This window comes from Bradyrhizobium amphicarpaeae, from assembly GCF_002266435.3.
In the GTDB taxonomy this organism is placed as follows: Bacteria; Pseudomonadota; Alphaproteobacteria; order Rhizobiales; family Xanthobacteraceae; genus Bradyrhizobium; species Bradyrhizobium amphicarpaeae.
In genome coordinates this window covers 4,458,801-4,484,376 of record NZ_CP029426.2, presented here as the reverse complement: position 1 = coordinate 4,484,376, position 25,576 = coordinate 4,458,801, and the positions used below count along the sequence as shown (strand labels likewise).

At 64.0% G+C, this 25,576-nt stretch carries 23 protein-coding genes and 1 tRNA gene; 4 read left to right on the top strand and 20 right to left on the bottom strand.

The annotated features are described in order from the left end of the window. Positions 1-47 precede the first annotated feature (47 nt). On the top strand, positions 48-2,009 hold the full coding sequence (locus CIT40_RS20960; RefSeq protein WP_094895417.1) for an AI-2E family transporter: 1,962 nt from the start codon (positions 48-50) through the stop codon (positions 2,007-2,009). Positions 2,010-2,016: 7 nt separating this feature from the next. Here the strand turns inward: CIT40_RS20960 and CIT40_RS20955 are convergent, their stop codons facing one another. Then, a complete protein-coding gene (locus CIT40_RS20955) occupies positions 2,017-3,240 on the bottom strand; it encodes a serine hydrolase domain-containing protein (RefSeq protein ID WP_094895739.1) in 1,224 nt (407 codons plus the stop codon). A 209-nt stretch (positions 3,241-3,449) separates the two neighbouring features. Between CIT40_RS20955 and CIT40_RS20950 the strand changes: the two genes are divergently transcribed. Continuing rightward, positions 3,450-4,070 (top strand): hypothetical protein, encoded by a 621-nt coding sequence (locus tag CIT40_RS20950; RefSeq protein ID WP_094895416.1) that lies wholly within the window; start codon positions 3,450-3,452, stop codon positions 4,068-4,070. Positions 4,071-4,165: 95 nt separating this feature from the next. After that, a tRNA-Trp gene (locus CIT40_RS20945) sits at positions 4,166-4,241 on the top strand. Between the two features lie 129 nt (positions 4,242-4,370). On the opposite strand, the gene CIT40_RS20940 is transcribed toward CIT40_RS20945, so the two are convergent. The 3 genes from CIT40_RS20940 to CIT40_RS20930 all read right to left on the bottom strand — a co-directional run bounded on the left by CIT40_RS20940 (position 4,371) and on the right by CIT40_RS20930 (position 6,298). After that, positions 4,371-5,132, bottom strand: coding sequence for a glycosyltransferase family 2 protein (locus CIT40_RS20940; RefSeq protein ID WP_094895738.1), 762 nt, complete (start codon positions 5,130-5,132; stop codon positions 4,371-4,373). A gap of 143 nt (positions 5,133-5,275) precedes the next feature. Continuing rightward, the gene (locus tag CIT40_RS20935) at positions 5,276-5,782 is read right to left on the bottom strand and encodes a hypothetical protein (RefSeq protein ID WP_094895415.1); all 507 of its coding nucleotides are present in this window, start codon (positions 5,780-5,782) and stop codon (positions 5,276-5,278) included. Between the two features lie 9 nt (positions 5,783-5,791). Then, positions 5,792-6,298 (bottom strand): hypothetical protein, encoded by a 507-nt coding sequence (locus CIT40_RS20930; protein ID WP_094895414.1) that lies wholly within the window; start codon positions 6,296-6,298, stop codon positions 5,792-5,794. 174 nt (positions 6,299-6,472) lie between these two features. Here CIT40_RS20930 and CIT40_RS20925 point away from each other — a divergent pair, with 174 nt between their 5' ends. Next, positions 6,473-8,122 carry a class-II aminoacyl-tRNA synthetase family protein gene (locus CIT40_RS20925; RefSeq protein WP_094895413.1) on the top strand — a complete coding sequence of 550 codons (1,650 nt, stop codon included), beginning with the start codon at positions 6,473-6,475 and terminating at the stop codon, positions 8,120-8,122. Here the strand turns inward: CIT40_RS20925 and CIT40_RS20920 are convergent. The 16 genes from CIT40_RS20920 to CIT40_RS20845 form a co-directional block, all read right to left on the bottom strand. Then, complete coding sequence (locus CIT40_RS20920) at positions 8,112-9,146, bottom strand: Gfo/Idh/MocA family oxidoreductase (RefSeq protein ID WP_094895412.1); 1,035 nt, start codon at positions 9,144-9,146, stop codon at positions 8,112-8,114. The genes CIT40_RS20925 and CIT40_RS20920 overlap by 11 nt on opposite strands. 13 nt (positions 9,147-9,159) lie before the next feature. Continuing rightward, positions 9,160-10,353 carry a class I SAM-dependent methyltransferase gene (locus tag CIT40_RS20915; protein WP_094895411.1) on the bottom strand — a complete coding sequence of 398 codons (1,194 nt, stop codon included), beginning with the start codon at positions 10,351-10,353 and terminating at the stop codon, positions 9,160-9,162. Next, complete coding sequence (locus CIT40_RS20910; RefSeq protein ID WP_094895410.1) at positions 10,346-11,563, bottom strand: class I SAM-dependent methyltransferase; 1,218 nt, start codon at positions 11,561-11,563, stop codon at positions 10,346-10,348. The genes CIT40_RS20915 and CIT40_RS20910 overlap by 8 nt, the downstream gene beginning before the upstream one ends. A gap of 265 nt (positions 11,564-11,828) precedes the next feature. After that, entirely contained in the window at positions 11,829-14,009 is a 2,181-nt protein-coding gene (locus tag CIT40_RS20905) for a hypothetical protein (RefSeq protein WP_094895409.1), read from the bottom strand. A gap of 114 nt (positions 14,010-14,123) precedes the next feature. Further along, positions 14,124-16,412 carry a hypothetical protein gene (locus CIT40_RS20900; protein ID WP_094895737.1) on the bottom strand — a complete coding sequence of 763 codons (2,289 nt, stop codon included), beginning with the start codon at positions 16,410-16,412 and terminating at the stop codon, positions 14,124-14,126. A gap of 28 nt (positions 16,413-16,440) precedes the next feature. Further along, positions 16,441-17,418, bottom strand: coding sequence for a lysylphosphatidylglycerol synthase transmembrane domain-containing protein (locus tag CIT40_RS20895; protein ID WP_094895408.1), 978 nt, complete (start codon positions 17,416-17,418; stop codon positions 16,441-16,443). A 62-nt stretch (positions 17,419-17,480) separates the two neighbouring features. After that, the gene (locus CIT40_RS20890) at positions 17,481-18,056 is read right to left on the bottom strand and encodes a WbuC family cupin fold metalloprotein (RefSeq protein WP_094895407.1); all 576 of its coding nucleotides are present in this window, start codon (positions 18,054-18,056) and stop codon (positions 17,481-17,483) included. Then, positions 18,034-18,699, bottom strand: coding sequence for a class I SAM-dependent methyltransferase (locus tag CIT40_RS20885; RefSeq protein ID WP_094895406.1), 666 nt, complete (start codon positions 18,697-18,699; stop codon positions 18,034-18,036). The genes CIT40_RS20890 and CIT40_RS20885 overlap by 23 nt, the downstream gene beginning before the upstream one ends. A gap of 25 nt (positions 18,700-18,724) precedes the next feature. Then, positions 18,725-19,117, bottom strand: a complete 393-nt coding sequence (locus tag CIT40_RS20880) for an LIC12192 family sporadic carbohydrate cluster protein (protein WP_094895405.1) — start codon at positions 19,115-19,117, stop codon at positions 18,725-18,727. Further along, complete coding sequence (locus CIT40_RS20875) at positions 19,110-19,916, bottom strand: sporadic carbohydrate cluster 2OG-Fe(II) oxygenase (RefSeq protein WP_094895404.1); 807 nt, start codon at positions 19,914-19,916, stop codon at positions 19,110-19,112. The genes CIT40_RS20880 and CIT40_RS20875 overlap by 8 nt, the downstream gene beginning before the upstream one ends. Further along, a complete protein-coding gene (locus CIT40_RS20870) occupies positions 19,913-21,031 on the bottom strand; it encodes a DegT/DnrJ/EryC1/StrS family aminotransferase (protein WP_094895403.1) in 1,119 nt (372 codons plus the stop codon). The genes CIT40_RS20875 and CIT40_RS20870 overlap by 4 nt, the downstream gene beginning before the upstream one ends. Further along, positions 21,021-22,127 carry a DegT/DnrJ/EryC1/StrS family aminotransferase gene (locus tag CIT40_RS20865; RefSeq protein WP_094895402.1) on the bottom strand — a complete coding sequence of 369 codons (1,107 nt, stop codon included), beginning with the start codon at positions 22,125-22,127 and terminating at the stop codon, positions 21,021-21,023. The genes CIT40_RS20870 and CIT40_RS20865 overlap by 11 nt, the downstream gene beginning before the upstream one ends. An 8-nt stretch (positions 22,128-22,135) precedes the next feature. Next, the gene (locus tag CIT40_RS20860; RefSeq protein ID WP_094895401.1) at positions 22,136-23,095 is read right to left on the bottom strand and encodes a transketolase family protein; all 960 of its coding nucleotides are present in this window, start codon (positions 23,093-23,095) and stop codon (positions 22,136-22,138) included. Between the two features lie 10 nt (positions 23,096-23,105). Further along, positions 23,106-23,954: a transketolase gene (locus CIT40_RS20855; RefSeq protein WP_094895400.1), complete on the bottom strand. Its 849-nt coding sequence runs from the start codon at positions 23,952-23,954 to the stop codon at positions 23,106-23,108. Beyond that, on the bottom strand, positions 23,929-24,966 hold the full coding sequence (locus CIT40_RS20850) for a phosphotransferase (protein ID WP_162307592.1): 1,038 nt from the start codon (positions 24,964-24,966) through the stop codon (positions 23,929-23,931). The genes CIT40_RS20855 and CIT40_RS20850 overlap by 26 nt, the downstream gene beginning before the upstream one ends. Then, entirely contained in the window at positions 24,963-25,574 is a 612-nt protein-coding gene (locus CIT40_RS20845) for an HAD family hydrolase (protein WP_244611815.1), read from the bottom strand. The genes CIT40_RS20850 and CIT40_RS20845 overlap by 4 nt, the downstream gene beginning before the upstream one ends. Positions 25,575-25,576 lie beyond the last annotated feature (2 nt).

Below are 25,576 nucleotides of genomic sequence, written 5' to 3'. Positions count from 1 at the left end.
CGCAGTCCTGCAGCGCAATGCCAGGGCTTGGGCCAGAAGCGAGATCGATGATCCCCACGGCGATCAAGCCGCAATCGACCGACGATGTCTCGGCGATCGTCGTCACGGTCGGCGTGGCGATCCTGAGCATCATCATCATCGCGGCGCTCTATCTGGGGCGAGAGATCTTCGTCCCCGTCGCGCTTGCGATCCTGCTGAGCTTCGTCCTGGCGGCGCCCGTACGGCTGGTCCAGCGTCTTCATGTGCCGCGCGCAGCCGCTGTGGTCGGCGTCGTGCTGTTCGCCTTCGCCGTGATCTTCGGGCTCGGCAGCGTCATCGCAACGCAGCTTAACGGGCTGGCGGGCGACCTGCCGAAATATCAGACCACCATCCTCTCCAAGATCCAGTCGGTACGCGGCGTCGCGGGCGGCAGTTCCACGCTGGAGCGTGCCGCGGAGATGCTGCAGGACCTCGGCAAGGAATTGGACAAGCCCAAAACCGTGGCGCCGGCCAATCCGCTGACCGCGGGTCCGGCTGCCAGGACCGGCGTCAAGCCGGTACCCGTCGAGGTGCTGCAGCCGGATCCCGGCGCGCTCGAAAGTCTGCGCTCGCTGATCGCACCTCTGGTCTCGCCGCTGGCGACGACGGGCATCATCGTGATCTTCGTGATCTTCATCCTGATCCAGCGCGAGGATCTGCGCAATCGCCTGATCAGGCTGGCCGGCTCTCATGACCTGCAGCGCACCACCGCGGCGCTCGATGATGCCGCGGCGCGGCTGAGCCGGTTGTTCCTCAACCAGCTGATGCTCAACACCGGGTTCGGGGTGTTGATCGGCAGCGGCCTGTGGCTGATCGGGATTCCCAGCGCGGCGCTGTGGGGCATTCTCGCGGCCGTGCTGCGCTTCGTGCCCTATATCGGCTCGATCATCGCGGCCGCGTTCCCGCTGGCGCTTGCGGTGGCGGTCGATCCGGGCTGGTGGATGCTGGCCTGGACCGCGGCGCTGTTTTTCGTGATCGAACCCCTGGTCGGGCAGGTGGTCGAACCGCTGCTTTATGGCCGCACCACGGGCCTGTCGCCGGTGGCCGTGGTCGTGTCCGCGACCTTCTGGACCGCGTTGTGGGGACCGATCGGGCTTGTGCTCGCGACACCTCTCACCGTTTGTCTCGTCGTGCTGGGGCGCCACGTCGAACGGCTCTCCTTCCTCGACGTCATGTTCGGCGATCGCCCCGCGCTCGCGCCTCCCGAGATTTTCTACCAACGCATGCTGGCGGGTGATCCGACCGAAGCGGCCGAGAAGGCCGAACAGTTTCTGAAGGAGCGATCGCTTTCGGCCTATTACGACGAGGTGGCAATCAAGGGCATGCAGCTCGCCCAATCGGACCTTGACCGGGCCGCGCTCGACCAGACGCGGCTCGCCCGCATCCGCGACACCGTGATCGAGTTCGTCGACGACCTCTCGGACCAGGATGACGGCCAGCCTGGCAATGGGCCGGTCGCGGATGCCGAGGTGGTCGACGCGATCGAGGCCGTCGCCCCTTCGAGCGATCAGCCGGACGTCCCCGTGCTCGATCCGGAGGCGGTCACCGAGCGGTATCGCGGCGAACATGCCGTGCTTTGCATCGGCGGCCGGACCATGCTCGATGAAGCTGCCGCCATCATGCTCGCGCAGCTCTGCCGCGCGCACGGCGTCGGGAGCCGCGTCGAAGGGCCCGAAGCGCTGTCGACCGCCAATATCTTCCGCCTCGAGACATCGGGCGTGGCGCTGGTCTGCCTGAGCTATATCGGCATCACCAGCCCCGCACATCTGCGCTATGCGGTGCGGCGGCTCCGCCGCAAGCTGCCCGGCGCCGCCATCATGATCGGATGCTGGGCTGAAGGGGTTACCAACATCGACGAGTTGCGCGAGACCGCGAAGGCAGATCTGTTCGCCACCTCGTTGCGCGAAGCGACGCAGATCATCGTCGCGATGGCGCAGGGCGACGATCGCATCATCTCGCCGGAGGCGTCCGTGCGGCAGGCCAGCGCCTGACCGCGCGCTACTCCACTGCCGCGTAGACCAGATCCCGCACCAGCGTGCGCGTGTAATCGCGCTGGCCCGGGCCCTGGCTCATGAATACCGCGAACAGATCCTCCTTCGGATCGATCCAGAAGAACGTGCCGGCAATGCCGCTCCAGAAATAGTTACCGACGCTGCCGGGGAAGGGGGCGATGCCGGCCTCGCGGCGCACCGCAAAGCCGAGACCGAAGCCGTGTCCGGGCGACAGCAGGGTGCCGTTGGTCACGACGTGCGGCCCGAGGTGATCGGACGCCATCAGCTCCAGCGTCTTGCGGCCGATGATCCTGTTGCCGTCCAGCGTACCGCCGTTGCGCAGCATCAGGCAGAAGCGGGCATAGTCCATCGTGGTCGAGACCAGGCCGCCGCCGCCGGACTCCATCACCGGGACTTCGAGCATGTTGAACAGCGCGACCTTGTCGCCGGTCCAGGGATCGGTTGCGAACGGCTCGGCGAGCCGGCCCGCATTGGCCTCCGAGGTCGAGAAGCCCGTCTCGGCCATCTGCAGCGGCGCGAGCACGCGCTCGGTGAGAAACGCGCCGAGAGACTTGCCGCTGACGACCTCGATGATGCGGCCGAGGATGTCGGTGGAGCGGCTGTAGTTGAATTCCGCGCCGGGCTGGCAGACCAGCGGGAAGCTCGCGACAAGGGCGGCGTGCTCGGCGTTGGTGATCTTGCGGCTGCGGACGCGGGACTCCTGGTAGAGCTTGTGCACGGGGCCGTCGCCCTGATGCTCGTAGGTCAGGCCCGAACTGTGGCGAAGCAGGTCCTGCACCGTCATCGGCCGCGCCGGCGGCACCAGCTCCAGCTTGCCGTCCTTGACGATGCCAACCTGCTGGCCGGCAAACTCCGGGATGAATTTCGCGACGGCGTCGCTGAGCAGGAGATGGCCGTCCTCGACCAGCGCCATGATGGCGACCGAGACGATCGGCTTGGTCATCGAGAAGATCCGGAACATCGAATCCTGCGTCATCGGCGCTGCGCCCGCCGGGCTCTGCCTGCCGAGTGCCTCGAACCAGCCGATTTGGCCGCGCCTCGCCACCAGCACGGTGACCCCGGGGACGGTTCCCTTGTCGATCTCGCGCTTGAAGGCATCCGACATGGCCTGCAGGCGCGGACGCGACAGTCCGAGCGTCTCCGGCCTTGCCTCGGGCAAAGGCGGGGTCAGCGGCGTCGAAACGGCTTTGGTGGCGGCTTGGGCGTTCATGGAGGCTCCCGGACCCTTGCTTTTGTTGACCGGGAAAGTGTGGCTCAGAACCCCCGTGAAGAACAGATGCATTCGGCGCGGTGACATCTGCAGCGGACGCTCGCCATCAAGCCTTGCGCACGGAAATACAATTGGGGGTAGACAGCAGCGGGCGGAACACCTTATCTCTGGGGCGGGCTGAGATCGGGTTACCGGGACAGGGGGCGTTGTTGAATTTGCTGCTGGTACTGGCGCGGATGGTCGCGCTGGGCGGAATGCTTGCGCTTGCGGGCTGCGTAACCGCCAATAATTCCCTGTCGCAGAGCGATATAGCCAGCATGAAGCTGGCCGGCGTTGCGGTCAGTTTTGCACCGGATGCACGCATACAGTGGGAGGACGGTCTCCGCGCCTATGCAGACTCGAAGGCGGTCAGCCTGGAACAGGCGGCAACCATCGCCGACACTCCGGAGGCCAAGGCTTTCGTTCAGGGCCTGCTGACTCCTCGGATCAAGGCCGGCGTCGAGCAGGTCCTGGCTGCTCGGCTGGCGGGTACGCGGCCGGTGCGGCTCGACATCCGGGTGAAGAGCTTGCTGTTCCCGTCGGCCATCCAGCGCGTCGTGATCGGCGGCCATCGCGGCATGATCGCGGACGCCAATCTCGTCGATGCCCGGACCGGCGCGCTGATCGTCGCCTATCCCGAGCTGAACGCGTCGCTCTATACCGGGCAGGGGATCGTCGGGGCAGCGGTGCAGGCTGCTATCGACAATAGCGCTGGGCCAACCCCGGTGGACAAGGTGAGCGTGCGCTACGGGGAGATCTACCGGAACTGGCTGCTGAAAGATGGGGTCTAGCGCGAAGTCCGCGCATGGCACTCGCTTCGCTCTTGCAAACCGGCCGCCCTCTGTGCTTGAAAGCGGCCCTGATCCCAAGGCGACGCGGGGTCCGTAGGAGTGTAGCTCAATTGGTAGAGCACCGGTCTCCAAAACCGGGGGTCGCAGGTTCGAGCCCTGCCACTCCTGCCAGTCAAATCAATCACTTAGATCAGTTGCTGGCAGGATAGGGACAAGGTGTCCCGCGGGCGAATCGCCACGCGTGAGCCGATTCAAGCGTGAGCCTATCCGCTTGATGTCGGGGCAGCAGACCGGACGAGCCTAGCGCGCCGGGGCCCGCCCCGCGTCGTCGGGAATCTGGCTGAGATCGACGTGCCGGATGGGAACGCGGCGCAGCAGCGATACGATGGTGCCGCCGAGCTCGAGATAGGTGCGCAGCCGCAGTGCGCGGGACGACCCCTTCAGCTCCGCATTCAAGCTCACGGGCACCTGGACGTAGGTGAGGCCGAGCTGGAGCAGCGAGATCAGGGCGCAGATCTGATAGCCGTAGCCGTCGGCCTTGACCGCGATCTGGCGCAGCCATTTCACGGGGTAGACGATCATGCTGTGGTAGTCGGACAGCCAGAAGCCAAACAGGCAGTTCAGGATGAACCGAAGCGAGTGCGACTGCAGCGAGCGGTTGACCGAGCGGTCCGACTGGTTGTCGCGATAGGTGATGACGAGGTCGGCGGCGCCCGCCGCCTTGAACATCTGCGCAATACCCTCGTTCTGGAAGGCGTGATCGCCGGGAATGAGCGTGATGGCATCGAATTTCGCGCGCGACAGGGCGTATTCGAAGCCGGCCCCGACACCGCGCGGCTCGGCGTTATGCTGCACGACGATGCGCGGCTCGCCGGCTGCGAACTCGTCCATGATCGCACCGGTGGCGTCGGTGCTGCCGTCGTTGATCAGGAAAATCTCGAAATCGTCGAGCAGCTCGCGGGCGAGCGGCAACACACCGTCAATGGTGTCGGCGATCTTGTCCTGCTCGTTCAGTGCAGGGATGACGATCGTGAGTTTCTTGGCCGCCCTGGAAGGTGTCATCTCATGCCGCCTGTTGTCGGCCACTCTTTACTGGTGGAACGCTGCCGCAACTCTAGGTCATCTGATCGGGGCGAACAATAAGGCGCCCGCAGATATGCCCTGCAGAACCGGCACGAAACCGGCAAGGTGTGTGTTCCCGGCAACTATTCGGAAAAATCATAGAGACTGGTATCGCCGATGCCGAAGGCGCGACGCAGGTGTCCGACGCGGCCTGCCATCTTGCGGCCCGCCGCTGTCGCCGCGAAGCGTGAATCGACCGGTTCGACCAGGCCGCCGTCGACCAGGTTCCCAATTCGTCCCTGGAACAGATCTGGAACCTGCCGCTCGACGATCTCGGACAGCGGTGCCAGCCGCTCGGGCCGGTCGACCACGCTGAGCAGGATCTCCAGGGATACCGATTTGTACACTGCGCCAAAAGCGAAGACGTAACCCATCACGCAGAAACCGAAGATCGATGCGGCGTCCCAGTACTGAAATTGCGGGACGACGAGGATGCCGAGCATCACGCCGAGACCATGGGTGAGGATCGCGGCGATCGCGAGCAGGGTGACGGCTCCAAGCGACCATCCGCGTGTGCGGGCCATGAACTGCAAGGCAGGCGACAGCAGCGCGAAGGCGACGGCGGCGAGGAATCCGACAACGAATGACATCGTGGCCTCTCACCCAAGTCCCGTCGACAGACGAACGAGTTTGACGAGGCGCGCGATCGCCACCCCCTTGGCCGTCGGAGCCAGCCTGCCGTCAGCCACGATCACCATCCCCGCGCCGACGAGCAGTTTCAGGCGGTTGTGCGTGAAGGAGCCGAGATCGCCGCCCTGCATGTAGGCCACGGCCCATTGCTCCAGGGTGAGGGGACGTCCGTCCTTAACCAGTGCCGTGAGCAGCGTCAGCGTAAAGCCCCAGGCCAGCAGGCTGAACAGGATGTAGCAAAACATCATCGCGGTCGCGAGCAGGAACAGGCCGCCAAGCACGTCGTCAAAATGGCGTTGGCCGGGAAGCGCGAGACAGGCGATCGCGTACAGCGCCAGGATGCTGACGGAGCCGAGCCGGAAGCGGCGGCCGGATCCCCCGGTGGCGGCGATGCGCGCATAGCACAGCAACAGCAGCGGCAGGGCGACACTGAGACCAATCGCAGCGGCTTGCGCCGGGCCCGGTAGCATATTCATTGCGGAAAATCGCCCCGGAGGTCTCTCAGGCCCAGCCAGAGCGAAAGTCTATAAAAGGTCGTATTTTTCCGGTCAAGGGAGCCATCGACAGCGCGTTGCATGCCGCCTTGCGGACGTCGCGCAGGCGTGCGAATCCTTGCCCGCGATGCCGTTCCTCCGTCCGAGACACCCCCATTGCTGCGTGCGATAGTCGTCCTCCTCGTCGTGCTGCTGGCTGCGCATGCGCCGATGCTCCTGAACGACGGTCTCTTCATGGACGACTGGCTGGTGCTGAAGCCGCGTCCGGACTATTTCATCGACATCGATTTCCTGCTGAACGGCGCCGGTCATCCGATCTTTTACGGCTACGACACATTCGCCAATTGGACGGGCGCCCCGGTCGTCGTGATGGTCTCGCTGGCGTTCGCCGGGATCGTCTTCGGCGCAATGGCGCTCGCACTGACCGCAACGCGTCTCGGTCTGCTCGACCGCGCCGAGGCGGTCGGTTTCGCGCTGATCGTCTGGACCTATCCCGGCTACCAGCTGTGGGCGGGCAAGGCGAACGCGGTCTACGTCTTCAGCTTCGGACTGCTGTTGATCGGCGCATGGCTGTTGACGCTGGCCTTCAGCGCCCGAGGCCTGCGCCGCGTGCTGCTTCGCGTGGCCTGTGCGCTGGTGTTCCTGCTGGGCTTCGCGCTCAACTCGACGATCGTGCTCTATGCCTTCGTGATGCTTGGTCTCTTCGTTGCGATATGGCGGGGCGGCAAGGCGGCCGACGGCCTGGTTCGCCGCACATGGCTCGCATCCTGGCGCTGCGCCCTGTTCTATCCGGAATTGATCGTGCTGCCCCTGATCTACTGGGGCACGCTCAATATCTGGTTCAAGCGGATCGGCGTCTACACGCAGCATTATGACGCCCATCTCCCGAGCTTGCGCGAATTGGCCGGGGGATGGTTGGCATTTTTCATCACCGGCTACAGGGATGTCGTGGCTCACGCGATGCGCGCGGCGATCGCCGTCCCGGTGCTGTTCATTTTGGCGGCGGTGCTCGTCGGCATTGTCTTGCTGCTGCGTGCCGACACGAAGCCGACCACGTCCAGACTCGCGATCGCCTTGCCGCTCGTGCTCGCAGTGGTCCTGTTTCTCGCATTGTCGTCGCCCTATCTGATCGCCGGCCTGCGGCCGTCCTCCACGCATTTCTACGAGAGCCGTCATCTGCTGATGTTCGGCGTGCCGTCGGCGCTGGCGTTTCTCGCATTCAAGCGGCTGGCCGGATGTTGGATCACGCCCAGCACCGCCTTTGCGATCATGTTCGGATCGGGCCTGATCCTGTCGATCGGCATGCTGTGGAGCGACTACGTCTTCATGCAGGCGAGAACGCTGAAGCAGGAGGCCCTGACGCGCAACCTTGCCAGCCGGCCCCAGCCCGCGGCGACGGTCTATGCGCTCGAAGACGGCTTTGTCGACTACCCGTCACGGCACGTTGCATTCGGCCTCGCCGAGGTCACCGGCATGCTGCGCCTTGCCTGGGGCAATCAGCCGTTTTTCGGATTTGCACTGCGCGCCGAACGGCCCGATATCCTGCGGGGGATGGACGAGGCGCGGACGGCTCCGGGAAGCGCATTCCATCATTTCGATCCGACGGGGCCGCAGGCGACGATCTCGTTCCAGCCGGGCCCTGGGGCGGCGCCGAACCAGACCCTGGTTCGGAAATACTATGCGTGCAGGCTGCTGGAGCGCTGCGATGTTGCGGAGCTCCTGGCTCAGCTGGCGCAGGTCACGATCAAGCTTGGGCCCATCGCGGGGATCCTGCCGATCGAGAAGGATGTCGCGCCTAGCCGCTAGAGCGCTGTTTCCAGACGGTCTCCGCAAGCGCGATGTCGGTCACTGAATCCGCGCCGGAGGCCAAGGGCACGCCTCGTGCGGCGACATCAGACACGAAGGCGTCGGCCTGGCGCCGGAATGCCCAGCTCGTCTCACCCGCCAGGTGCGTGCTTCGACCATCGTGCTCGACGATGACCTCCGCCTCCTGCTCGGCAAAGGGGGGAGGCAATTCCAGGGTCACTGCGCCGCGCTCGAAGTCGATCGTCAGTCCCTCGCGCCAGGCACCGTCCGATCCATTCACGAGATCCAGCGTGCATTCGGTGCCGTCGAAATCGAGGATGATGCGCCCGGCCCCCGAAGGCTCGATCGCGCTTTCGGCAACCGTCGGCGACGATCCGAGCAGGTAGCGCGCCAGATTGATGATATGGCTGAAGACGTTCAGAAAATTGTCGTAGCCGGGACGCATTGCCCGCGGCATCCAGTCGGGACCATCCTGCCAGAGTTCGATCCCGTCCGGTCGCGCCTCGCCGGTCATCACGAAATTGTCGTGCGAGCGGCCGGTGTCGCCGCCGAAGCACCAGCCTTTTGCCCGGACGATGCGACCGAGCGGCTGGTCGTTGCGCAAGCGCGCCAAGACCTGCAGCGCCCGTGCCACGCCGGCATCGTGACGCTTCATGTAGCCGATACTGTAGACGAGGTCTCGCCGCCGCGCAGCTTCGACCAGCGAAATGGCCTGAGCCGTGGTGTAAGCCATCGGCTTTTCCGACAGCACGTGCCGGCCGCTGTTCAACGCGTCCAGCACGATCGGGCCGGTGGCACGACGCTTGGTCACGACCACGACCGCAGACACCGCGCTGTCCGCGAGCAACTCGCGGTGCGTGCCGTAAACCCGGGGGATGCCGAATTTATGCGCCGCGGCGGCAGCGAGGTCGGGCCGGAGATCGGCAATCGCGACGACGCGGCAGGCGGGATTGGCAGCGAAATTGGCGAGGTGGCACATCTGGCCGACCATGCCCGTTCCGATGATGCCAATGCCTGGCTTCACTGGCTACGATCCCTTAGCGCTTCCGGACCACGAGGAAATGCGCCGGCTGTCCCCAAATGTTGATGAATGCCGGATCCGCCTGGGTGAGGGCGGCGACCGCGGCCGCATCCCGTCGGCCGATCGCGCCAAAGATGCGATGGAAGCTGTCGAGCGTCGCCATGATGGCTTCGATGTCGGCGGCATCGTCGGCCAGGATGTCCGCGGTGCGGATCGTCTCGCGCAGGGCCGCGAGGCCCGCAACGACGCGCGGCAGGCGCGCGCCGAGGGGATCGTCGATCATGCCATCGACGTCGAGAACCAGCGCCTCGATCGATGCCGAGATTGCCTGCACGGCATCGGCCTTGCCGACCAGATAGAGCTTTCGTCCGCCGAGGAAGCTCAGGCGGCTGCGGTCGAGATGGCGGCTGGCGCGATGCAGCTTGTCGTCGCCGGACAGGACCTTTTTGTGCCAGTAGATGTCCAGGCTGTCGCGATAGGCGGGCCACGCCGAATGGACGTCGAATCCTTGTCCGTGCGCTGCCGCGCACAAGCTGGCCGCATCGAGGAAGTAACGATGCCGGACGAACGGATTTTCCAGCACGTCCATCAGCCAGGATTCGAAGCTGCGGGTGTGCGGAATGCTGTTCCACTTCGCCTCGAACAGCATCTTCGCCGTGTCGAGCGCGGCGCGACCGCTCAACGCCTTGCCGGCCGCATGGATCGCCTTGAGCGCGAGCTCGAAGAAGCCGCCATAGCGCTCGTAATAGGACACGACGGCATAACCGTCCGGCTTGAGCAGTCGATGGAAGATGCCGAGCCATTTTTCGCTCGGCTGCACGGTGTAGATGAAGCCCTCGGCATCGATGATGTCGAAGCGGCGATCGCTGCTGAAACCCTCGACATCGGCGAGCGCGAGTTCGCGGAGACGTTGGGTCAGGCCGAACTGTGCGAAGTAGGCCTGGATTTTCGGGTGTGCATGCCGGTTCGGCTCGGCGAGCGTCATGTTCGCGCCCCAACCGGCAAACACCAGCGCGTTCTCGCCGGAATCGGGACCGAATTCGAGCACATCGGCATCGCGGAACAGCCGCGGCGGCAGCACCAGCTTGTCCGAAAACAGCTCGCGCCGCTGGCTGGCGTAGGCCTCTAGCTCGGTGGACGATTTGAAATTCCCGAACGTCGGCAGAACGTCCTGACGTTCGTAATAGTTGAAGAGCTTGTCCTCAGCCATGCCGCGACCTTAGCGCCGCCTCGAGACGGTCGAGCTCGCTCCAGATGTCGTTCGGCGCGAAGATCGAAACGATCTCGAGCGGACGCTTCACGCTCTCGCGCAGCCGGCTGCTGACCTTGGCCTCATTCTCCTCGTTCACGGCCAGGAGACAGACGAGCGGGCCCGAATTGGCGGCGAGATCCTCGGGCGAACGGATCGGAATGCCGGTGCCGGGCAGGAACAGCCCCTGGCGCTCTTTCTGGTCGTCGACCGAGAGGTCGACGAGATCCGCCAACTCGTGGGCGTTGGTGAAGGTGCAGGCGCGGCAGCCGGCGCCGTAGATAGCGATCTCGGCGCCGTTGGCGCGGGCCTTCGCGAGAATCGGACGGAGACGTGCGCCATACTCGCGTGCGCGCTGACCGAATCTCTCGCCGACGCCGGATGGCGCGGGCGGAGGCGTCACGACGCCCTTGGCGCGGCGGGCGGCGATCGCGAGGCTGCCGCCGCTGAAATTGTATTTCTTTACCGACACTGCCTCGAAGCCGTGGCGTGCCAGCAGCGCGAGCAGGGTCGGTTCGGTGAAATAGCTGACGTGCTCTTCCCAGAGAACGGAGAGGTCTCCCACCGCCGAGCCAGGGGCGAAATCGGGCACGTCGATGAACAGCAGCCCGTCGTCGCTGAGCGCGATCTTGACGCAGTCGAAGAAGTTCTCGAAATCGACAATGTGCTCCAGCACCTGGCGCGATATGACGAGGTCGAACTTGCCGGACTGAGCGACAGCATCGTGGGCCATCTCCGGGCTGAGCATGTCGGCATAGACTTTGATGCCGCGCTCGCGGGCGATCTTGCCCGACACCGGATTGGGCTCGACGCCGACCATGACCTTGGTGCCGCGCTCACGCAGCTTGTCCATGAACAGGCCGTCGTTGCATCCGATCTCGAACACGGACTGGTGCTTGGAGAATTTCGCGATGGTGTCGAGCTCGTCCGCCTGATGCGGCTCCGGCTTCCAACTGCTGAAATTGTAGTTGAACTGGCGATAAAGAATATCGGGATCGATCGGCTTGACGATCTGGGGCAGGCCGCACTCGCCGCAGGCCATCACCTCGAACGGAAAGCGTTCATCCTGCTCGTCTCGGCTGCGGCGAAGCCGATGCGCAATCGGCATCAATCCGAGGTCGATGACCGGACGCAGGTTGGTCGAATGGCAAAGGCGGCAATGATCGGTCACGGCTTTAACTCTTTGCAGGAACGGTTGAATTCGGCGTCCGAGCCATCAAGGCCCGCGGCAGGCAGCCGATATAGGGCTATATAGGGCCCCAGCGTGCACCTCAATTGATAAGTTGCGATTCCACGCTGTCCGCGAGCATCTTGTCCAATGGTCGGCCTCTCAAAAACAGAGCCTGTCCGGCAAGGATCTGCGGTGACCATGTCGTTTGGGGCGGACCACCGTGAAACCTCCGACGTCGCCGTTGCCGTGCGGGAGGGCTCCATCCTCACTTTTGGGCGGAGACTTGCCGGGACCGCCATGCGGCAAGCGCTGCGATCCCGTCCCAATATTCCTTGCTTCCCCTGGTTACACGACTGCGGTTCCGCAGCTCTGTGATTGCTGCAACCTGGGCATCGCTCATTGGGACTCCCAAACCTTTCCACGTCAGCAATACGTAGTCAGCTCCGACATGGAGCACATCGAGATAGCGCTGCATGCTGTCTGGATCGAAAAGCGGGCTCTGCCCGTGCGCCCAGAAATCCAACCTGTCGCTCTCGATGTAAAAGGCGTTCACATTGTACCGGCGCAAGGCGGCAATGCTGACGGGAGACGGTCCGAGCAGAACGTCTCCATAATCAGGCAGGAACACCGGATGCAGGGTGTCGACCACCCGGCCGGCTGGCAGGAGCGGGGATTCGGCGCAGGTCGGCAGAAAACGCAAAGCTGAATTGACGGGCAGAATGCGCCAGCCGGACGGAACGTGGCGTGAGACCTCCAGGCAGCGGCGCGGGTCCAGATCGGCAAAGGACGGGGCGGTGTCAACCAAGCCGATGCGACCGGTGACATATGCCAAAGCCCCCTTGGTGCGCCCCCAAGTTATTTCGCCCTGCGACCGGGCTACGACAACTGCAACCAGGGTCGCCAAACAGACCGCAATTGCCGCAGAAGGCAGAGAGACGAAGCGGTCCTGCAATCGATACTGTCGAAAGACGCCGGCAAGGGGCACTATTACTGAAATGGCGATCAGAGGAGTTGCGACCGATCGGAAAGCCAGCATGCGCTCCAGACTGCCATGTGAAGTGAGAGTGATGATACAAACCACGGCGAGCAGAGATAGACCAAGACCAACGGCGAAGGGCCCGTTCTCCTGTGGTCGCCGCACGTTAGGCAAGGCGGCGCATGCGACAATGAATGCCGGGTACGCCCAGAAGTGTGGCGCAACGAACAGGTTGGACAGCACTAGCCAGCAGCGACGCAAAGCGGCAACGACGTCGAGCATCGAAAATCCCGCATAGTTGATGCCCTGCGCGTTGTTCACGTAGACCATCAGATCCAGGCTTGAGATTTGACGGAACCGCTCCACGTTGATGAGCGGCATGAACACGCCGATGGGATTGACCTCGGCGATGCCGAGATAGAATTGGTTGACCAGGAGGCCAAGAGCCGCTGTGCCAAGACCGATTGCGGCCACGACCAGCGGACGCACGATTCCGCGTGGGCCATGAGCGAACCAGCCGGCTCCTGCTCCCGCCATCAAGAATGCTGCGGCAATGATTGCGGCCTGGGGCACCATGATCGCGATGGATATCACGGCCGGCACCAGGGCGCGGGAGATCACGCGGGCCTTCGCGGTGGCGAAGAGCACCCCGGCCCAACAGACAAACAGGAGGAAGGCACCTGTTTCATAATGAAAGCGTCCAGTTTCGAGGCCGATAAAGCTGGACCACATTGCGATCAGGGCCGCGCAGCCGGGCAGTATCCAGCCGGTCGTAAGCCGCGCCGCCATCCGATGGACCAGCGCCGTAATGGACAGCAAGTAAACGACGGAAAGGATTTGATGGGCTAGCGGACCTCCGAAGCTCACGAGCAACATGTCGGCCCCGTGGCCACGACCGAGCAAGAACCAGAATAGTTTCGGCTTTTCGAGATCGAGCCAAAAAGTGTGTCGGTTTTGCAGGTCGGCAAGGAGCGGAAGATAAAGCTGCGGGATATCGCCGCGTGTCGCGTCGAGCACGACGCCCTTCACCAGCAGGAGTACGAGGCCGGACAAACCCAGTAATCCGATGAGCAGCCATTCGGCCGCCGTCGATGGTGCCCAACTGGTGCGAGATGGCTGACGCAGGTGCTGCCCAAAATACCATACGACGAGGCCCGTCAGGAACGGGATGGTGATCCACGGGAAAAGCAGTCCAGCCGCACCAAGGCAGACACCAATCAAACTGCAAACAGCCGCGCCGCCGAAGAACTGCAGCACCAGCAAGTCAGCCGTGTCGAGGCAGATATCTTCGTCGGCGAGTGGGCGGACGAACAGGGCTCCCATCCCGATAAACGCCAGAACGACATAGGGAGCGAGGATTGCGAGACACAAGCTGTTCCACGCAGTCAGATAGCCGCCGCTGAATAATTGGACCTCGGGAGGAATCTTCACCAGAAGGCCCAACGCCGCGACGAGGAACGGAGCCGTCATCAAGGCGGCGCGCGCGCTTGCCTGCCAGCCAGCGCTCCTCCAGGACGAGCATCCACGAAACGCACGTGAATGTCCTCGTGCAGGATCGCTTTCCGTCGTCAAATCAACAACTCCTCAGCGGCATTCGGACAACTGATCGAGACTTCCGGGATGAAGGACCATGCGCTCTGATGACAGACCGTGCTTGACCACTTCGAATGGTTCGACCCCGTAAGCCTCTCGGTAGATCTCCTTCGATCTCGTCCTAAGCATCGAGATATCCGCTTCGGCATCCGGACCCATCGGTTGTTCGCCATTTTTCCACGTCAATAGCCAGTAATCCGGAGTCTCCGTGCGAACAGCAAAGCGCTTGGCCAGTTCGTCTTTCTGAAAAAGGTCCGAGAACCCGTTCAGCCAGAAATCGCAATTCCCCTTCTGGACATAAAAGAGATTCACTCCCAGCGCGCGAAGCGTGGCTTCTGCCGTGTCGGCGTCGCCCGCTGCGATCCTTCTGAAATCGCGCGCGACATCGCTTTGATAGGTATGAATGATCTTTCCCCGCGTGAGCAGGGGCGAGAAATAGCAGGGCACCATCGCGCGATAACCGTTGAGCGGCAGAATGCGCTCAGAGCCCGTCAATTGCTGCAGTTCGTCACAGCGGTGCCAGTCCAGGGACACGCGCGGCATCTGGCGGAGGGGGCGCCCAGTCACAAACGCGATGGTGCCGTCATTCCGGAAGGTCTGCCAGGGATACGACCTCGTTGTCCAGGCGCAGGCGATCAGGAGCGCCAGAACGGCGACATGGGGAGCATGGCGCCCGGCGAACCAAATCCGGGTTAGCCGCCGGACGAGGAGCAAGGCCCAACAGGCGATCGCGACGGTCGCCAGCGGAAATAGGGCGCTGGCATGAACGGATAGCCTGACCAAACTCGGGATATTCAAGGTCATGTCCAGAAGCCGGACGCTGGCCAAGTAGGCGATAACGATGAAAAGCCCAGCGGGATCGGGCGATGCCTGCGGCTTCGAGACGTCGGAGCGATCGGGAAACAGTTTCGAGTCGGCGAAGACCACGGCCCAGGTCGCCGTTGCGAGAAGAACGGCAACCAGGAGAACGGATTTGACCTGCTTGAAGAAGGCCGTCAAACCCGCCGTGCTGAAGAAGTCGCTGACCTCCAGCGATTGCGCCAGAACGAAAAAATCCAGAATATCGAGGCTGCCGAATTTGGAGAAGCGCTCGACCGACGCGACGCCGCGGAAGAGTGAGTACGGGTTGGTTGCCGGTATTCCCAGGTAAAGATAGTTGATCGAGAAGGCCAGGATGCATCCCGCGACCGCGCCCGCTCCAAGCAGCACGCCGGTCATGAGGCCGGATCGGTCTCGCTGAAGCGCCTTGGTGAGCATGCCCAACGCTGAAATCAACCCGACAAACGCGGCGTAGAGCGGATAGGAAGCCGTGATGGCAAAGCCGCAGATGCCCGCGGCCAGCCTGTCTCGACTTTGGGAAGATCGAATGACAACCAGCAGAAAGTAGACGAAGAACGCCGCCGTCTGCAGATGGTACTTCCCGAATTCCATGGTGTGGAGTCCGGGTGTCACGCTCGGCATCGTGCGCGGCCAGGCAAGGCCCAGGATCGCCAAGCCGAGTGCAATCGGCGTCGCCGCGTCTTCCCAGCGGCGTCCGAGAGCCTGCAACGGCAGAACGAGGCGGGCGAGCTCGAAAATGACAGCGCCGATGCCGGCGAAGTAGAGAAACGAAATGATCTGGGCGACATGGGGCGGCAGGAACGTCGCCATCAACAGATGCAGCCCGTTGCCGTGACCGATCTCGAAGTCGGAGAAGATCGGATTGTCGGTCGCGAGCCAGATGCTGTGATTTCTCGCAACTTCCGCAAGATACGGGGCGTAGAGCTGTTGAACGTCGCTCGAAATGACGTCGGGGATGACGGCGCGATCGAGGAACACCATTGCCAGAAGCCCGAGCCCCAGCAGCGACATTGCGATCAACGGGAGAGTCACCGCGAATGTTCGCGGCATCTGGAAGGTCCTGGTGTCCCATAGGAGAGCTGCAGCCGCGAGCCCGAGCACGATTTGGGGATAAAGAATGGATAGAGTGCCGAGACCGAGCCCCAACAATATGAGTGTGGCCGCCCCGACGAAGAACTCGTCCACTCGTTGGGCGTCTTCGTGCCTGATGAGAGAGAACGTCAGGCGTCCGGTCGCTGTGATGACCCAGCCGAGATACGGCGTCAGGACGATCCAGGCGAGGACGTAAAATCGCGTTGTCCAGCCACCGTCGAAGAGCAGCGTTCGGTAAGCACCGTCACGGTTCAGGTACCAAATGCAAAGCGCGGCCGGCGCGAACAGGAGCAGGCGCCACCACCATGTCCCGGCGAGGCTGCGTAGGCGCATCCCGGCAGCCGTCATCCTCTGATCCCGTTCAGTGTTGCTCATGCTAGACCGGCGCGGCGTCGGCTCGCTCGGCGGTGGCTCGCGCCTCGTCACGGCTGAAATTGGTGCGCTCAGGCGCGATCAGCCACACCAGGCCGCCGAACAGTCCCACGATCAGGCCGCCAAGGCCGAGCAAAACCGATATTGCAAGCGCCTTGTCCGATGCGATCCCGGCGAGGCCGAGCGCGGCAACCATTGCGCCTTCTCGCACGCCCCATCCTCCGATCGAGATCGGAACCGCGGACGACAGAATGACAAGGGGAACAAGAACGAATGCATTGAGCGCAGACAGCGGCGCGTCGAGGCCGATCGCAAGGACGTAACAGGCTGCGACCGTGATCAGGTGGATGACTACGGCGGCCGCCATCAGCGTTCCGCGCCCTGCAGCCGCCAGCGGAGCCCTGACCAGCATCGCGAATTGCACGATCCCGGCCGGCAAGGCGGCGATCATGCGAGGTGGCCAGCGATTCAGCGTGAGCAGGCAGATCAGGCAGAAACACGCAACAGCGAGAACGACGATGATCGCTAACAGGAGCGAGTGATCGCTGAACCGTTGCAGCAGGAACGGCATTCCTGCCAATATGACGGCACCAAGCGCCAGCATCGCCAGAAAGCGATCGGCCACGATGCTGCCGATCGTTTGCGACCATTGCACGCCGTTTCGCCGCAGCATCCAGATCCGGACCGCGTCACCGCCCGCGGGCAGCACCTGATTGAAAAAGGTGCTGATGATGAGAATGCGCCAGCCGGGCAGCCAATTGAGCGGCACGTTCATGGCATGGAGGATCAGGATCCAGCGGTGGCAGAGAACGAAGGTCTGGCCGAACAGCAGCAGCACCGCAAGCGCCAGCATGTTCAAGTCGACGGTGAGAAGATCGGCCTTCAGGGACGACAAATCCTGGCCGTGCAACAACAATACCAGGATCCCGATCGACACTGCGAACTTGACCAAGGTAACGAGTGCTTTTGCGGGCGGCTTCATCGTCTGGTTTCGTCCTCGATCATTCGCGGGCGGGATCGTCGAGCAGCGAGTGTGGTCGAAATCTACCGTCGCGCCAGATGCTCCGCGGCGAGCGCGCCGGTCCTGGTGACGTAGTCCTGGACCTCGCCGGCACCGCCGCCATCGGGAGCCCAGTCCGGAAATACCGTGCGTGAGGGATCGAACGGGCCGGCGGTGGTTTCGTGGAACACCAGCCATTCCGAGGTGATCAGGATCGAGTGAAAAACCTTTTCCGGCATCCGGTAATAGCAGCGCTTGCCCTGGCCGTAGGGCGCCATCTCGAGCACGTCGCGAATGCGGCCGTCATCCTCGAAGATCACGACCTGCGCGGTACCCTCGATCACGTGAAACGATTCAGGTTTGCCGAGATGCTTATGGGGCCGGACATAGGCCTCGCGATGATGCACGATCAGCATCTCGTGCAGGTCGGACGCGGGATCGGGGTGCGTGCACAGCCGGCTGCGCAGACGCGGATTGCCGGCGGCGATGCGCTTCAGCTCCGCGATCGTGGCGTCGTCCGCCGTGACGATGGCGTCGTCCGAATAATACACTTCCGGATTCTGCGCCCGCAGCGACGTCGCCCGGCGCAGGCCGGCTTCACTCGAAGAAGATGAACCCATGGTCGCCCCGATAGCCGCATGTGTCGTAGATCCAGGCCCAGGTTTCCGGGCCGTGGAAGCTCAGGCAGGTGAGCTGCCAATACAGCAGGTTCGCCTTTTCGCGCTCGTTGCGGAACGATTCCACCATCAGATATTTCGAGGTGCCGCGTCCGACGCGTTCGATCTCCCGCACCGCGCGGAAGACGTCTTCGAGCGGAAGGTTGTGCAGCACGCCGAGCGATACCACGAGGTCGAAGCCGTGATTGGGGTAGGGGAGCTCGACGGCGCTGCCGACCTGGAGCTGCGGTCGCACCTCCTCCTTGGCGTTGGCGATGCCGTAGTCGGAGATGTCGATGCCGGCGATCGTGAGGTCGGGGACGAGCTGGGTGAACTCGTAGAGCAAATAGCCCTTGCCGCAACCGACATCGAGCACGCTCATGCCGGGCTTGATGCCGTAGCGATCGATCAGGGTCTGGGCGAGCGGGCGCCAGCGTCCGTCATAGCGATAGCCGCCATAGCCGTAGCGCCGGTCGCCGTCCCAATAGTCGCGCCCCCATTGCCGGGCGATGGTGGCGGATTCCGCCTTGTCGTGCTCGACCACGCGCTGAACGTAGTTGCGCCTGGTCGAGGCGTGCATCGGCTGGAGCAGGTTGATCTCGGTCATGGGGGCCAACCGGTCCGCGACATCGTCACAGGATGGTGGCGTATTTATTGACCAGCAGGATGTCCTCGACGGCCTGGATGTCCTTCTGCGACGACAGCGTGATTTCCTCGACGGCGGCGTGCAGGTCGCAGCCTTCACGCAGCACGCGGTCGTAGATCTCCCGTCGCCGTGCCTCGTCGGGCGGCAGCATGAAGATGCTGTAGAGGATGAGGCCATTCAGTCGGGGCAGCTCGTCCATGATGTCCTCGAGCACCATGTAGCTGCCGGGCATGATGTGCTCGACGGCGCTGAGCAGAAACTGCAGGTTCTTGCGCCGCGCGTAGTCGCGGATCACGATGTTCTGGACGTGCTGCGGGGTGCGGCTGCCGTTCAGCGGCCGGGCACCGATATAGCCACGATGGCCGGCTCGCTCAGCCATGGAAGCCTCCCGGCAACTTGTATTGCATGCCGACCCGCGTCGCCGGACGCAGCAGGATCGGCTCGAAGAACTCGCCGAAGCGCTTGTCCGCGTAGGGCGACATGATGCTCTTGAACCGGCAATTCATGCTCCAGCGCGTGCCGGGCTCCTCGTTGACGCGATTGCCGTGCATCAGGGTCTGGTTGAAGAGCATCACGTGACCGTAGGGAATCTCGATGAAGGTCGCGTGTGGCTGGATCGTCTTGTACAGCTCCTCGGCGCTGCGCAGGTCGGCCATCCGGTCCTGCATGTCGCTGTTCAGCGACGGCGGCAGCAGATACATCGCCTTGGTGTGGTGGACGTCAACCAGCGGCACCCACACCACGACCTCGAACGGCGAGTCGCCCGACCAGACGTCGGAATGGGTGGCGAGCAGCGACGAGCTGTCGCCGGGCATCTGGATGCTGAGATTGACGCGGCGCTGCATGCAGAGCTCGTTGCCGACGATGGTCTCGATCGTCGAGCGCGCCAGGCGGAAATAGGTCGGCCGGAACCACGCTTCGGCGTTGAGGCCGTTGAAGACGTGCAGCCGCAGGCCGTTGAGATCGTCCACGCTCACGCGCGTGTGGATGCTGTCGAGCATCGCATAGGGATCGTTGCTGTGCGGCAGCTTCAGATAGTCTGCCGCAAGCTCCGCGGCGCGCCGCTGGATCCGGTCGAGGCCTGCGCGATCGTCGGCCGGCGTGGTGACGAAGCCGTTGTCGATGAAGCGCTGCGCCAGCGCCTGCTCATCGGCCTGGAGGAAGTCCGTATCCGTCATGCAAAATACTCCCGGGCGGTCGCGCAGATATAGCTGATATCGGCGGCCGACAGGAACTGGTTGATGGGAAGCGTGAGGATCTGCTCAGCCTGCCGTTCCGTCACCGGGAACGCGCCGCGGCCTTGCCCGAGATGCGCCGCCGCCGGCTGCAAATGAATCGGGACCGGATAGTGAATGGCGGTCTCGATGCCCTTGTCGGCCAGGTATTTCTGGAAGTCGTTGCGGCGGTCGGTCTGAACCACGAAGGTGTGGAAGGTATTGAACTCGATGTTGCGGCAGGGCGGAATGAACAGAGGGAGCCCTGCGAGCTCGGCGCGGTATTGCGCGGCGTTACGGCGCCGGCGTTCGATCACCGAGGGCAGGTGGCGCAGGCGAATGCGCAGCACCTCGGCCTGCAGCGTGTCGAGCCGCGACACGATGCCCCATTCCTGGACGTCGCTGCGGTTGATCAGCCCGTGATTGCGCAGGCGACGGATGCGTGCGGCCATCTCGGCGTCGGCCGTGACGAGGAAGCCGGCATCGCCGGCGGCATTGAGATTCTTCAAGGGGTGGGCGGAGAAGCAGCCGAATGTGCCGATGGTGCCGCTCATGCGGCCGTCATAGGTCGAGCCGATGGCTTGCGCGCTGTCCTCGATCACGGCGAGCGCGTGCTTGTCAGCAATCGCCATCAGCGGGCCCATGTCGGCCATGCGGCCCGTCAGATGAACCGGCATGATCGCCTTGGTGCGCGACGTGACGGCGGCCTCGACCGCGGCCGGGTCGATGTTCTGGTCCGGCAGCACGTCCGCAAAGACAGGCGTGGCGCCAACCGCGACGATGGCGGCGGTCGATGCCACGAACGAATTCGGCGGGGTGATCACCTCGTCGCCGGGACCGATGTCGAGCGCCCGCAAGGCGAGGATCAGCGCGTCGGTGCCGGAGTTCAGCGTCACCACATGGGGCGAGCCGAGATAGGCGGACAATTCCTCTTCGAGTTTTCCGACCGCCGCGCCGCCGATGAAGTCGCCGCGCTGGAATACGCCTTCCACCGCCTGCATGATCTCGGTGCGCTCTTCCTCGAACTGGGCGGGAAGATTGACGTAACCGATGCGCCGGCGGCTGGTGTCAGCGTCCATGGCAGAACTTCCTGACGGTCTCGATGACGCGATCCTGCTGGGCGCGCGTCAGATGCTGGTCGACGGGGAAGCTGATGACTTCCTTGGCGTGGCGGTCGGTGACCGGGAATGTGCCGGGCGCGTAGCCGAGATGCTTCAGCCCCTCCTGCTGATACAGCGGGATCGGGTAGTGGATCTTGGCCTCGATGCCGTTGTCCAGGCAGTATTGGTAGAGCTCGTCGCGGCGCTCGGCGAACACCATGTAGAGATGGTAGACGTGCTTCACGTTGGGCCGGCGCTGCGGAACGCGCAGGCCGGGCAGGCCGGCCAGGCCCGCGTCGTAATAGGCCGCATTCTCGATCCGGCGCCGCGTGATCTCGCCGGTCTGGCCGATCAGCCAGTTGCCGACGACGGCCTGCAGGGAATCGAGCCGCGAGTTGCATCCGAGGATCGAAATCTCGTCGCGGTTCTTCATGCCGTGGTTGCGGATCAGGCGCAGCTTCTCGTTCATGCCGTCGTCATTGGTGACGACCACGCCGGCATCGCCCCAGACGTTGAGGTTCTTGAGCGGATGCAGCGAGAAGCCGGCGGCGATGCCGTGGGTGCCGGAGCGCTTGCCCGCGAACTCCGACAGGATGCCCTGGCAGGCGTCCTCGACCACGGGGAGATTGTGGCGCTGCGCGATCGGCATCAGCTTGCCCATGTCGGTGACCTCGCCAGTCAGCTGGACCGGCATGATCGCCTTGGTCTTTTTGGTGATGGCGGCTTCGACCTGGTCGACGTTCATGCAGAAGGAATCGTCGCAGTCGACCAGCACCGGCGTGGCGCCGGTCTCCGCGATGGCGCCGACGGTGGCGATGAAGGTATTGGCAGCGGTGATGACCTCGTCGCCATGGCCGACGCCGAGCGCCTTGAGCGGCAGCTTGAGTGCGTCGGTGCCGGATCCGACGCCGATGGCGTGGCGCACGCCGATCAGTTCGGCAAAGCGTTTCTCGAATTCGGCGACGGGCTTGCCAAGGGTGAAGTCACCGGTCGCAACCAGCCGGCCGATCTCGGCCAGAATGGGCGCGGGGTCGGAGAATTGCTCGAGCAGATAGGAATATCGAACGTCGTACATGTGACCCGTCAGGTGGAATGGAGTTGAGGGGAGGATGTGCGCGACGCCGCGAGCGCGTGCTCGATCGAGGCCGCGATGGCATTGGGCGCGAGGCCGTGCTTCTTCAGCAGCGAGTCCTGCGAGCCGTAATTGTGCATGAAGCGGTCCGGCAGCGATAGCCGCAGCATCGCGGGCAGGCCCGAACCAAGCTTGTCGATCAGCGTCTCCGCGACAGCGCTGCCGAGGCCGCCGGAGGGCACGTGCTCCTCCAGCGTTGCCAGCAGCTTGATGCCGCGGATGGCCTGCAGCAGCGCTTCGGTGTCGAGCGGCTTCACCGTATGCATGTGCAGGATGCCGGCGCGGACGCCTTGCGCGGCCAGCAGGTCGGCAGCGGCGATGGCACGCTGGAGCATGATGCCGGTGGTCACCATGAGGACGTCGCCCGGCGGGCGCATCAGGATGGCCTTGCCGATCTCGAAGCCGTGCTCGGCCTTCGAGACGACGGCGTCGCCGCCCTTGCCGAGCCGGATGTAGATTGGTCCGGTCCAGTCGAGCGTCTTGTCCATCATGCGCGCGGCCTCGTCGGCATCGCACGGGCAGATCACCGTCATGTTCGGCAGCGCCCGCATGATGGCGATGTCTTCGATCGCCTGGTGGGTGGGGCCGAGCGGTGCGTAGACCAGCCCGCCGCCATTGGCGATCAGGCGCACCGGCAGATTGTGCAGACAGAGATCGACGGCGACTTGCTCGTAGCAGCGGCGGGTGAGGAAGGTCGCGATGGTATTGACGTAAGGCACGAAGCCTTCCATCGCGAGACCGGCCGACATGCCGATGATGTGCGCTTCCGAAATGCCCTCGATCAGATGGCGCTTCGGAAACTCCTTGCTCATCGCACGCAAGGTGCCGGCGCCGGGATCGGAGCCGATATAGAGCACACGCTCGTCGCGCGCGGCGAGCTTGTGGACCATGTTCATCGCGGTGTTGCGCATGGGGAGCCGATCAAAAATCGCCGACGGCGACGCGGATGGCGTCGAGTTCGCTGTCGGACAGCTTGTTCTTGTGATGCCAGTCGGCGTTGGATTCCGCGGGCGGCAGACCCTTGCCTTTGACGGTATGGCAGATCACCGCGGTAGGCTTGCCCGGAACGGCCGGGACCTGCTTCAGCACGGTGCGCAGGGCGCCGACGTCGTGGCCATTGAGCTCCTGCACGGCAAAGCCGAAGCTGCGCCATTTGTCCGCGAGTGGCTCCAGCGGCAGGACGTAGTCGGTGGGCCCGTAGCTCTGGAGCTTGTTGTAGTCGATCATCGCGACGAGGTTGTCGAGGCCGTGCTTGGCCGCGCCCATGGCGGCCTCCCACACCGATCCCTCGTTGATCTCGCCGTCGCCGAGCAGCACGAAGGTCCGGTAGCTGCGCTCGCGCATGCGGGCGGCGAGCGCGAGGCCGACGCCGATCGACAGGCCGTGTCCGAGCGCGCCGGTCGACGCCTCGACACCCGGCACCATGCCGTATTCGGGATGTCCGCCCAAAATACTGTCGGAGCCGCAAAAGCCGTCCAGCTCCGACAGCGGGAAGAAGCCGCGGTCGGCCAGCAGCGCATAGAGCGCCAGACAACCGTGTCCCTTGCTGAGGATGGCGCGGTCGCGTTCGGGATCGCGCGGGTTCTGCGGGTCGATCCGCAGCACGTCGTCGTAGAGCACGCGGACCATCTCGATCAGCGACAGGGCAGGACCGACATGGCCGCGTCCGGCCGAACGGACAGAACCGAGGACCAGGCGGCGCAAATAGAGACTGCGCTCGTCCAGCGTGCAGGTGAGGGCGGCTTCAGCGTGGGGTGAGATCTGGATCACGTTGGCAAATCGTTTGATGAAGCCGGCGGGCTTTGTCGAGCTGACCGGCAAGGCGGACCGTCAGATCGCCACCTTGCGCAACCAAGGCGCGCCGGGAGCGGCTTTCGGGCAAATAAGCATTCAGGACAATCAGGCACCAGATCGCCCCGAACACAGGATACAGTACGTCACGGCGGATCGCAAACGCGTCATCCCCGGCTTCGAAGGCGCTCGAGAGCCGTTCGATCAAGCGATTCGCGCTCGCCTCGGGCAGATCGCTGCCGGGGTGAATCGCGGTGTCGGACACCAGCTTGACCGGGTCGTCCCAGCCGAAATATTCGAAGTCGATGAAGCGCAGCCTGCCGTCTCGGCCGCGCAGCGCATTGTGCAGTCCGAAATCCGACGGGCTCAATGCGCGATGCGCGGGCAAGAGGTCCGCGGCAGGATCACGCCCCAGTTCCGCATAGCGCTGGCGGAGCCGCTGAATGGCGGCGGCAGTGCTGGGAACCAGGCTGCCGTCGACGAAGGTGCGCAAGTCCGGATGATCGTCGGAGGCCCGCCTCAGTCCGTCCAGGCGCTGCTCGTACTGGGCGATGGCTTCCTCGGGTGAAAAGATGCTGGCTGACGCGTTCCTCAGGGTGCGCGCACCTTCGGCGTTGCGCAGCTTCTGCAATTCGATCAGGAAATCGGCCAGCTGGTCGGCGTCGTCGTCCTGGGGATGCAGCACCGCCGCGTCGCCGTCGAACCATTGATACAGTGCGCAGAACGCATCGGCGTCCTTTGCGATCGGCTGCGGCGTCGAACTGATGTCGTGGCGCGACAGAAATGCGAGCGCGTCATATTCCTGTCCCAGGCGGTCGCGTCCGTCGGACGGATAATGCTTGAGGGCGAGGGGCGGACCCTGCGCCATCTCCAGCCGAAACACCCTGTTGTTGCCGCCGGATCGCGCCGGCTGGGCGGCCGCGACCCGGGCGCCCGCCAGACGGCTGCCGATCGCCATCGCCTCCGCTGCGCCGATGTCGGGCTCGCTCATGCCGCAAACACCTCGTCGCGGATGCCGGCCCATGTCGCGATCGGTTTGCAATGTTCGGGGTGCGGGGTCTGCGAACGCGTGAACAGGATCGATCGCGTGCCCTTCGGGAAATGCGGCTGCTCGAACACCTCGACGAGATCGTCGATGAAGATGTTCAGCCCCAGGCTCGCGAGCCTGTCGACCTTGGCGGCCATCGTGTCCTCGAAATAGACATCGCCGGTGGCCAGCGCCGCGTCGGCAGCGTCGATGAGGCCGGCACCACGCAGCCAGCCGCGTGCGGCCTCGCGCAGGTCGGTATGGTCGGGGTCCTGATGACCGAATCGGGTCTTGTGGCTGACGATGTAGACCTTGGCGCCGGCCTGTCTGCACGCAACCAGGAATTCGCGAACGCCCGGATAGATCTCGGCGCCGCCAATGCCCTTGCCATAGACGAAGCCTTGAAGGCCTTGCCAGGCGAGCTCGCCGCCCGTGCGGGATCGCAAGAAATCCCGCACATCGTTCTTCAGCCCGTCCCAGCCCTCCGGCACCAGGTCGCGCTGACGCGCCGCGGCGGCAAAGACCTTGTCGTAGCAGATGATCGTGTTGTCGAAATCGATGCCGATCCGCACGC

Bases quoted from the DNA above. Each gene is read 5' to 3' on its own strand.
- CIT40_RS20960 (WP_094895417.1), top strand. From the start codon at position 48: ATGATCCCCACGGCGATCAAGCCGCAATCGACCGACGATGTCTCGGCG.
- CIT40_RS20955 (WP_094895739.1), bottom strand. From the start codon at position 3,240: ATGAACGCCCAAGCCGCCACCAAAGCCGTTTCGACGCCGCTGACCCCG.
- CIT40_RS20940 (WP_094895738.1), bottom strand. From the start codon at position 5,132: ATGACACCTTCCAGGGCGGCCAAGAAACTCACGATCGTCATCCCTGCA.
- CIT40_RS20935 (WP_094895415.1), bottom strand. From the start codon at position 5,782: ATGTCATTCGTTGTCGGATTCCTCGCCGCCGTCGCCTTCGCGCTGCTG.
- CIT40_RS20930 (WP_094895414.1), bottom strand. From the start codon at position 6,298: ATGAATATGCTACCGGGCCCGGCGCAAGCCGCTGCGATTGGTCTCAGT.
- CIT40_RS20915 (WP_094895411.1), bottom strand. From the start codon at position 10,353: ATGGCTGAGGACAAGCTCTTCAACTATTACGAACGTCAGGACGTTCTG.
- CIT40_RS20905 (WP_094895409.1), bottom strand. From the start codon at position 14,009: ATGACGGCTCCGTTCCTCGTCGCGGCGTTGGGCCTTCTGGTGAAGATT.
- CIT40_RS20900 (WP_094895737.1), bottom strand. From the start codon at position 16,412: ATGACGGCTGCCGGGATGCGCCTACGCAGCCTCGCCGGGACATGGTGG.
- CIT40_RS20895 (WP_094895408.1), bottom strand. From the start codon at position 17,418: ATGAAGCCGCCCGCAAAAGCACTCGTTACCTTGGTCAAGTTCGCAGTG.
- CIT40_RS20890 (WP_094895407.1), bottom strand. From the start codon at position 18,056: ATGGGTTCATCTTCTTCGAGTGAAGCCGGCCTGCGCCGGGCGACGTCG.
- CIT40_RS20885 (WP_094895406.1), bottom strand. From the start codon at position 18,699: ATGACCGAGATCAACCTGCTCCAGCCGATGCACGCCTCGACCAGGCGC.
- CIT40_RS20880 (WP_094895405.1), bottom strand. From the start codon at position 19,117: ATGGCTGAGCGAGCCGGCCATCGTGGCTATATCGGTGCCCGGCCGCTG.
- CIT40_RS20875 (WP_094895404.1), bottom strand. From the start codon at position 19,916: ATGACGGATACGGACTTCCTCCAGGCCGATGAGCAGGCGCTGGCGCAG.
- CIT40_RS20870 (WP_094895403.1), bottom strand. From the start codon at position 21,031: ATGGACGCTGACACCAGCCGCCGGCGCATCGGTTACGTCAATCTTCCC.
- CIT40_RS20865 (WP_094895402.1), bottom strand. From the start codon at position 22,127: ATGTACGACGTTCGATATTCCTATCTGCTCGAGCAATTCTCCGACCCC.
- CIT40_RS20860 (WP_094895401.1), bottom strand. From the start codon at position 23,095: ATGCGCAACACCGCGATGAACATGGTCCACAAGCTCGCCGCGCGCGAC.
- CIT40_RS20850 (WP_162307592.1), bottom strand. From the start codon at position 24,966: ATGAGCGAGCCCGACATCGGCGCAGCGGAGGCGATGGCGATCGGCAGC.